Raw genomic sequence first — 7,388 nt, forward strand, 5'->3', positions numbered from 1 at the left:
TAGTACGCTGTCACTTCCCGAGTTTTGTCTGTTAATGTCGATTGGGGGGCAGAAAAGTGACTGCAGAATTAGATGCTAGAAATAGGATTGCCAAACGAGCTGCTAAGGAAATTGAGGAAGGCATGATTGTTAATTTAGGAATTGGAATCCCATCTCTTATACCAAACCATTTACCAAAGAATCTACAAGTTATGTTTCAGGCCGAAAACGGAATTTTAGGGATGGGAGAGTCACCCAAAAAGGGTGAAGAAAACCCAACTTTATGCAATGCAGCAGGCTTCCCAGTGACGATTGTGCCTGGAGCATCTTATTTTGATAGTGCCACAGCTTTTGGAATGATTCGTTCCGGATATTTAGATATGACCATTCTTGGTGGACTACAAGTAAGTGAAGAAGGTGATTTGGCAAACTGGATCGTACCTGGTAAACGAGTACCTGGGATTGGTGGGGCAATGGAGCTAGCTAAAAAAGCCAAAAAAGTTATTGTTTTAATGAATCATTGTGATAAAAAAGGACAGTCCAAAATAGTTAACACATGTACACTCCCTTTAACTGCGAAAAGATGTGTTAGCCTGATTATTACAGAAATGGCGGTAATAGAAGTAACAAGTGAAGGTTTACTATTAAAAGAAGTCATGAAACCATATACAGTCGTAGAAGTTGTGAGTCTAACAAATGCTAGATTACAACTATCAGAAAATATTAAGAACAGCACCTACTAAAAAGAGATGAGGGATGAAGGGTGAACGGAGAACGAGAGATGCTTCGGGCACAAATAAACCAATGGCTTGCTAATAATCATGATCATGGTATAAAGCTATTACAAAATTTAGTTAAAGAAAATAGCATACAGGGGAATGAACGGAAGGCTCAAATAATTGTTATTGAAAAGCTACGTAAAATTGGCTTAAAAGTGGATGCATGGGAGCCTGAGGGGAAACAGCTAGTTGAACATCCTTATTTTGCTTCACCAAGAACTGAATTTAAAGGCAGTCTAAATGTTGTTGGTGTATTAAAGGGAACAGGTGAAGGTCGTTCTCTCATATTAAACGGTCATATTGATGTTGTTCCCGAGGGAGATATAACACAGTGGGAGCAGCACCCTTATAGCGGAAAGGTGATTGATGGAAGGCTTTATGGTCGCGGTGCAACAGATATGAAAGGTGGAAATGTTTCACTTTTGTTAGCATTATCAGCTCTCCGTGCACTCGGTATTCCATTAAAAGGAGATGTTATATTTCAAAGTGTAATAGAAGAAGAAAGTGGCGGTGCTGGAACGCTGGCAGCGATATTAAGAGGTTACCAGGCAGATGCTGCCCTCATTCCTGAACCGACAAATATGAAAATATTCCCAAAACAGCAAGGATCAATGTGGTTTCGGTTAAATGTTAAGGGTCTTGCTGCACATGGAGGCACACGGTATGAAGGGGTAAGTGCAATTGAAAAATCAATGATTGTTATCGAACATATAAAAGAACTTGAAAAGAGAAGAAATGAACGTATTTCTGATCCCTTATATAATAATATCCCTATTCCTATTCCAATTAATATAGGTAAAGTGGAAGGTGGAGATTGGCCTTCCTCTGTAGCTGATTTTGTCAAATTAGAAGGAAGGGTAGGAATTTCTCCAGATGAGACGATAGAGCAAGCTCAAAAAGAATTTGAAAGCTGGATTCAGGAGCTGGAAAAAGTAGATCCATGGTTTGCCAAATATCCAGTTTCTCTTGAATGGTTTGGAGCGAGATGGGTTCCAGGCTCAATTGATGTTAATCATCCATTCATATCTTCATTAACAAAAAGCTATTTTAAAGTTACAGGAGAGCAACCAGTTATTGAAGCATCACCATGGGGGACAGATGGTGGTTTATTAACTACAGTTGGTTCAACTCCAACCATTGTGTTTGGCCCTGGTGTTACAGAAAAAGCGCATTATCCAAACGAATACATTGAAATTGAAAAGGTATTCGAAGCGGCTGAAATTATTGCGCTCACTATTGTTGATTGGTGTGGAGTCGAACGATAACAGTCGTTTTTATTTAGGATAATTCACTTTACAATACGCTAATCTCTTAAATTATGAAGGGATTGGCGTAAAATACATAGTTAAGAGCCGAAATTATATTTGTAATAGTTTATTAAAAATTCTAAATAGCAGAAATAAACAAACGCAAAATTAGGCGAATGATAAAAAAATGTGTATAATCAGTTTTAACAAGAATGATTCCAATTACTAGATTGCTATTCTAAAAGCTTTAATTGCTTACGGAGTCAAAAAGAGAGGAAGGATACATTTGAGTACTATTGTTTCTACTTTACCAAGGTTTGATCATGTAGGAAGTTTTCTAAGACCGAAGCGTATTAAAGAAGCACGTCAAAAACATGCTGAGGGAAGTATCACGTTTGAAGAACTAACAAAAATAGAAAATGAAGAAATTACTAAATTAGTTTCTAAGCAAAAAGAAGTAGGTCTAAAAACAATTACTGATGGAGAATTTAGACGCGGTTGGTGGCACTTCGATTACCTAGCAGGTTTAGAAGGTATTGAGGTTGTTGAAACAGAGCGTGGTGTACCATTCCATGATGTGGAAACTTCTGCTTTCAATATTCGGATTAATGGAAAAATTAAGTTTAATGATCATTACATGCTTGAGCATTTCCGTTACTTAAAAGAAGTAGTTGGTAACGATGGTCATATTGCTAAAATGATTATTCCAAGTCCAAATATGATTTTCTTTAGAGAAGGAATCGGCAGTGATTTTGAAAAACAATTTTATAGTAGTTTAGATGAAATTTATGTGGATCTCATTCAAGCATACAAAGATGCAGTAGTTGCATTTTATAATGAAGGTTGTCGTTACCTACAACTTGATGACACAGCTTGGGCATTATTTTTTGATGAAAGCAGTCGTAACCTTGTAAGAGCTTTTGGTTCTGATCCAGACGAACTTATCCATCAGTTTAAACATGCTGTAAATGAGGTTACTTCTGTTAAGCCAGATGATATGGTTCTGACAATGCATATTTGTCGTGGAAACTACAAATCATCCTATGCTTCTTCTGGTAGCTATGATGGTGCTTCAGAAATTATTTTTGGACAACTTAACCTAGATGGTCTTTTCTTAGAGTTTGATGATAGCCGATCAGGTGGTTTTGAGCCACTTCGCCACATAAATAGAAGTGACCTTCACGTAGTGCTAGGTCTAATCACAACAAAAACACCTTCACTTGAAGATACCGAAGCTATAAAAGCTCGAATAAACGAAGCAGCACAATATGTATCTTTAGATCAGCTACACTTAAGTCCACAATGTGGCTTCGCATCAACTGAAGAAGGTAACTTACTAACTGAAGAAGAGCAATGGGCGAAGGTTCGCCATGTTATTGAAATTGCGAATAGTGCTTGGAAGTAGTTCGACAAGTGACAGGCACGACCCGAAGTATGTCGAATGAAGAGGCTGTACCGAAATGGTACGGCTTTTTTCTATTGTTAATGGATTGCATAAACAATCATTTTAATCAGATAAGAATAAATCCGCCATAAAATTGTAATAAATTACCTTTATTTATGCCCATTTCTATCTATCTTTCTTATATAATAGAAGAAAGGAGGTATGCATGATGCATGCTTTTACAAAGAAAAGCTGGATTAGTTTTTTTATTCTTCTTTCATTAATTATTGCAGCCAATACAATGCTTTATCGTGTGGAATTTATGAAACCGCTTCCGAATGGGGTTGCATTAGGTTCTCTGTTTGATTTTATTATTGTTATTCCATTATTGGCGTATTTTTTTATTATAAGAAAACGCTACTCGCTAAAATATCTACTTCCTGTTGCATTAGCAGGCTATGGGATTGCTTATCTTGTTGTACCGAACGGACTACTTTCATCCTATTCTTTTGTGAAATACCTGCTCTTTGCTGGGGAAGGGGCATTATTATTACTAGAGCTTTACATTGTTTATAAATTAATAACCAAAATACCCGCTATCTTAAAAAGAGTAAAAACACACCAAACGGAAATTCCTACACTACAATATCGAATTGAACAGTCTATTTATCAAGAGTTAAGGCCTTCGCGATTCTTAAGTATAATCGTATCTGAACTTTCTATGTTTTATTTTAGCCTTTGCACTTGGAGAAAGAAATCACTCTCTATTAGTAATAATCATGAAATGTTTTCGTACCATAAAAAGTCAAGTTCTATGGCATTTAATATCATGTTAATTCACGCTTTGATACTTGAATCTGTAGGGTTTCATTTTTTACTTCATTCTTGGAATGAGATTGTGGCGATCATCTCACTCGTTTTGAATGTGTACACCCTTTTCTTTTTAGTAGCTGAAATTCACGCTATTCGCCTAACGCCTTTCATTATTAGTGACCGTTTGATGTCTTTACAGGTTGGATTAGCAAAGCAGCTAATCGTTCCATTAGAGGAGATAAAAAGCATTCGCTATTATGATGGTCCTGAAAAATTGTCCAAAGAAGAGAGAGAAAAGGTATTTGATGCAGTATTATCTGATTTTATGAAAGAAAAGCCAATCTTTGAAATCGAATTTACTTGTGAGCAGGAAGCCAGATTCATGTATGGCTTTAAGAGAAAAGTAAAGAAAGTACATCTTTCGCCTGATGAGCCTGAGAGATTTTATCAAGCATTAATGAGTAAAATAGAGGCCTAATTAAACCAAAGATATACTTGCTATATTAGAAGGTAATGAACGAAACTAAAAACCCCACTAAATGAAGGTGGGGTTTTTAGTGTTTATTGAGATAACTTCCTTTAATGGGTTAAGCATATATTCGTGTAAAATAACAACTCTTGAAGAATGCGCAAAATGTTCTTCAAAAGTAAAAAGAAAATCTTGATAAAAAGAAAGAAAGCACTCTGCATCATATACATTTTGTCTTGTAAATATTCCAGATCGATTTATAAACACATTTTCATATTTTAGAGAAAGTCTCTTAATCGGCTTTAAGAGCTTCTTTACATCACGTAGCCGGTATATCTCGCGTAATTGTTCTGTTATTTCTTTGGCGTCTTGTTGCATGTGCATAGAAAGCTTTAGATTTATCATATTCATATCTTCAGGTGATTCTTCTTCAAAGATGAATTTTTTTAGCATAATCATGTCGGATTTAATCGGTTCACACAAATAGCTTTGATAAATACGAAGTGTATTGTAAGCATCATACATAGGGTTATGCTTGTCACCTAAAAACTCTAATCCATACAGAGCTAATGCATCCTCAACCGAAATATTAGTCTTAGAAACTGTCTTTTTAAAAATATCTTGAAAGTCAGTATATCGAGTTTCAATTTTTCTAATAGTACGTTCAGGAATGCAATGTTTTAATGCGTCGATTTTTAGTCGTGATAAATCACTTGGCGACCAGGAAAAATATTGAGACTTCTTTAGCCCACCAACCCATTCAAGAAATTCAGCAAAAACGTCTTTAAAATCGCTTGCTTTTTGTAAATCAGAATCTTTAATACCGGTTAACGTTTTGCAAAATTCAGTTAAAGGATTGCTGTTTTCCGGTCGTATAAATCGATCAAAATATGAAATTTTTTTTGAATCTAATTCATATTTTACAGCGCCCAAACGAATGGCTTCCATCTTCTCAAAAGCCATCCCTTGATCAGAGCATAACATTTCGAAATCAAAGAAAATATATTGTTTGATGTCCGCCATTCATTTCCCCCCTTTAAAAGGTAATTATATGGGGGAAAGTTTAAAATGAAAAGGTCCAATAAGTGTAAAATGAAAGTATGTGTAATATTACAATTAGCCTTTTACTTCCTTTAAATAGAAAAAAGCATAAGAAGATAACCAAATATCTCCTTATGCTTCTTATTTTATTTGTTCAAAAACCATTTTAAGAAAGGCGGTAATTTCTTGTCTACGATTTTTAATTCATCCATTAATAATTTGTCTTGATGGTCTGTTATCCAATTTTCAAGTTCTTTTTTTGTGTTTAGTTGCGTATAGTAAGTTTCTCCCTTTTTACCTACCGCATTGACAACAAACCGACATGTGTTCCCCATAAATGCCCACCTTTTTGAAATAATCTATCCATTTAGCATTATAACAAGGGAAAAATTAATTTCTAGCCTTTACTTATGAGGAAGAAGGGAGTAAAATTTAACTCTTTACCTTAATTAGAGTAAGACCTCTCGTACCTTAATTAGATTGAGAGCATTTGACTGGTTTATATAAATAAAAGCATTATATCTATCTGGCATTATTGATGGAACATAACTTCCAATGTTCGTAAGCTGGATTAAAGGCAACCCGATTGCTCGATGACCAATTGTCATATTGAAAAGAACTTTATTTTGTTCGTTGTATACTAGATACTTGTTATGTGAACCAGCTTGAGCAGGAAAGGTTTAATCAGCAGGGTTCGCATCAACAGCAATTTCATACGCATCTATAACGATATTCTTTTTAATTGGATCTGAAACTCCAACAAGATATTGACCATCTTCTTCGTTTAAAACCTGCATAATGATTGGATCATAATAATGGTCTTTTGATGTCAATAGAGCATAGGTGTCAGCTTCCACTACAAGTAATGCTTCAACTGAAAATGTTCTTTCCTTGCCGTTCTCATCTTCGACTGTAATAATATCCCTTTCTTGCTCCAAGGTCATTTTACACACCTCCAAATTGTCAAAAGTAGTTTATCCTAAGTAGAATCATTTAATGAGCTTGAGAGGGGGATTACTTATATAGAAAAATAAAAACTCAATAGCCCATAATTTGGATCTTTTCTTTTATAAATTGAGATGATATGATTGTTTCCGTTGCCGAGTAAGCTTGGTAAATACAATTAAGATATTGACACATGAATAACTAGTGTGATAAATTATAAATCCTGCTTCATTCGAAACAAGACAAGCGAAATAAGTTTTTTATAAAAAGGTCTTGAAATTTTTCGTGAAGTAATTATAATAATATTTGTCTTTGAAATTTGTCTGGTAATGATGGCGNNNNATGGTAGTTGGGGGTTTCCCCCTGTGAGAGTAGGACGTTGCCAGGCATGACCATCTTATGGTCAAAAATAAATATGGCCCATTGGTCAAGCGGTTAAGACACCGCCCTTTCACGGCGGTAACACGGGTTCGAATCCCGTATGGGTCACTTACTATAATTTAAATTAAATTAATAGGAAGTAACATATTGATTTGGAGGATTAGCTCAGCTGGGAGAGCACCTGCCTTACAAGCAGGGGGTCGGCGGTTCGATCCCGTCATCCTCCACCATATTATTTTCGCACTAGCGAATTAACTTACTATGCGGGTGTGGCGGAATTGGCAGACGCGCTAGACTTAGGATCTAGTGTCCTTGTGACGTGGGGGTTCAAGTCCCTTCACCCGCACCAA

Annotated in this window: 7 protein-coding genes and 3 tRNA genes; 7 read left to right on the forward strand and 3 right to left on the reverse strand. The window is 35.8% G+C overall.

Annotated elements, in window-relative coordinates; translation table 11 throughout:
- Positions 1 to 56 precede the first annotated feature (56 nt).
- The 4 genes from COD11_RS19055 to COD11_RS19070 all read left to right on the forward strand — a co-directional run bounded on the left by COD11_RS19055 (position 57) and on the right by COD11_RS19070 (position 4,680).
- A complete protein-coding gene (locus tag COD11_RS19055; RefSeq protein WP_098798475.1) occupies positions 57 to 722 on the forward strand; it encodes a 3-oxoacid CoA-transferase subunit B in 666 nt (221 codons plus the stop codon).
- A gap of 38 nt (positions 723 to 760) precedes the next feature.
- Positions 761 to 2,023 (forward strand): peptidase, encoded by a 1,263-nt coding sequence (locus COD11_RS19060; RefSeq protein WP_098798481.1) that lies wholly within the window; start codon positions 761 to 763, stop codon positions 2,021 to 2,023.
- Positions 2,024 to 2,291: 268 nt separating this feature from the next.
- Entirely contained in the window at positions 2,292 to 3,410 is a 1,119-nt protein-coding gene (locus COD11_RS19065) for a 5-methyltetrahydropteroyltriglutamate--homocysteine S-methyltransferase (RefSeq protein WP_098798476.1), read from the forward strand.
- 205 nt (positions 3,411 to 3,615) lie between these two features.
- Entirely contained in the window at positions 3,616 to 4,680 is a 1,065-nt protein-coding gene (locus COD11_RS19070; protein ID WP_255301643.1) for a hypothetical protein, read from the forward strand.
- 57 nt (positions 4,681 to 4,737) lie between these two features.
- Here the strand turns inward: COD11_RS19070 and COD11_RS19075 are convergent, their stop codons facing one another.
- The 3 genes from COD11_RS19075 to COD11_RS19085 all read right to left on the reverse strand — a co-directional run bounded on the left by COD11_RS19075 (position 4,738) and on the right by COD11_RS19085 (position 6,656).
- Positions 4,738 to 5,694, reverse strand: coding sequence for a 3'-5' exonuclease (locus tag COD11_RS19075; RefSeq protein WP_098798478.1), 957 nt, complete (start codon positions 5,692 to 5,694; stop codon positions 4,738 to 4,740).
- 164 nt (positions 5,695 to 5,858) lie between these two features.
- Complete coding sequence (locus tag COD11_RS19080; RefSeq protein WP_098798479.1) at positions 5,859 to 6,047, reverse strand: hypothetical protein; 189 nt, start codon at positions 6,045 to 6,047, stop codon at positions 5,859 to 5,861.
- Positions 6,048 to 6,392: 345 nt separating this feature from the next.
- Positions 6,393 to 6,656: a DUF1292 domain-containing protein gene (locus tag COD11_RS19085; RefSeq protein WP_098798480.1), complete on the reverse strand. Its 264-nt coding sequence runs from the start codon at positions 6,654 to 6,656 to the stop codon at positions 6,393 to 6,395.
- A gap of 418 nt (positions 6,657 to 7,074) precedes the next feature.
- Between COD11_RS19085 and COD11_RS19090 the strand changes: the two genes are divergently transcribed.
- The 3 genes from COD11_RS19090 to COD11_RS19100 all read left to right on the forward strand — a co-directional run bounded on the left by COD11_RS19090 (position 7,075) and on the right by COD11_RS19100 (position 7,387).
- A tRNA-Glu gene (locus COD11_RS19090) sits at positions 7,075 to 7,146 on the forward strand.
- 46 nt (positions 7,147 to 7,192) lie between these two features.
- Positions 7,193 to 7,268, forward strand: a tRNA-Val gene (locus tag COD11_RS19095).
- Between the two features lie 33 nt (positions 7,269 to 7,301).
- A tRNA-Leu gene (locus COD11_RS19100) sits at positions 7,302 to 7,387 on the forward strand.
- The last annotated feature ends 1 nt before the right edge of the window (position 7,388 follow it).

This window comes from Bacillus sp. AFS040349 (assembly GCF_002577655.1).
In the GTDB taxonomy this organism is placed as follows: Bacteria; Bacillota; Bacilli; order Bacillales; family Bacillaceae; genus Metabacillus.

Bases quoted from the DNA above. Each gene is read 5' to 3' on its own strand.
- COD11_RS19085 (WP_098798480.1), bottom strand. From the start codon at position 6,656: ATGACCTTGGAGCAAGAAAGGGATATTATTACAGTCGAAGATGAGAAC.
- COD11_RS19080 (WP_098798479.1), bottom strand. From the start codon at position 6,047: ATGGGGAACACATGTCGGTTTGTTGTCAATGCGGTAGGTAAAAAGGGA.
- COD11_RS19075 (WP_098798478.1), bottom strand. From the start codon at position 5,694: ATGGCGGACATCAAACAATATATTTTCTTTGATTTCGAAATGTTATGC.
- COD11_RS19070 (WP_255301643.1), top strand. From the start codon at position 3,616: ATGATGCATGCTTTTACAAAGAAAAGCTGGATTAGTTTTTTTATTCTT.
- COD11_RS19060 (WP_098798481.1), top strand. From the start codon at position 761: ATGCTTCGGGCACAAATAAACCAATGGCTTGCTAATAATCATGATCAT.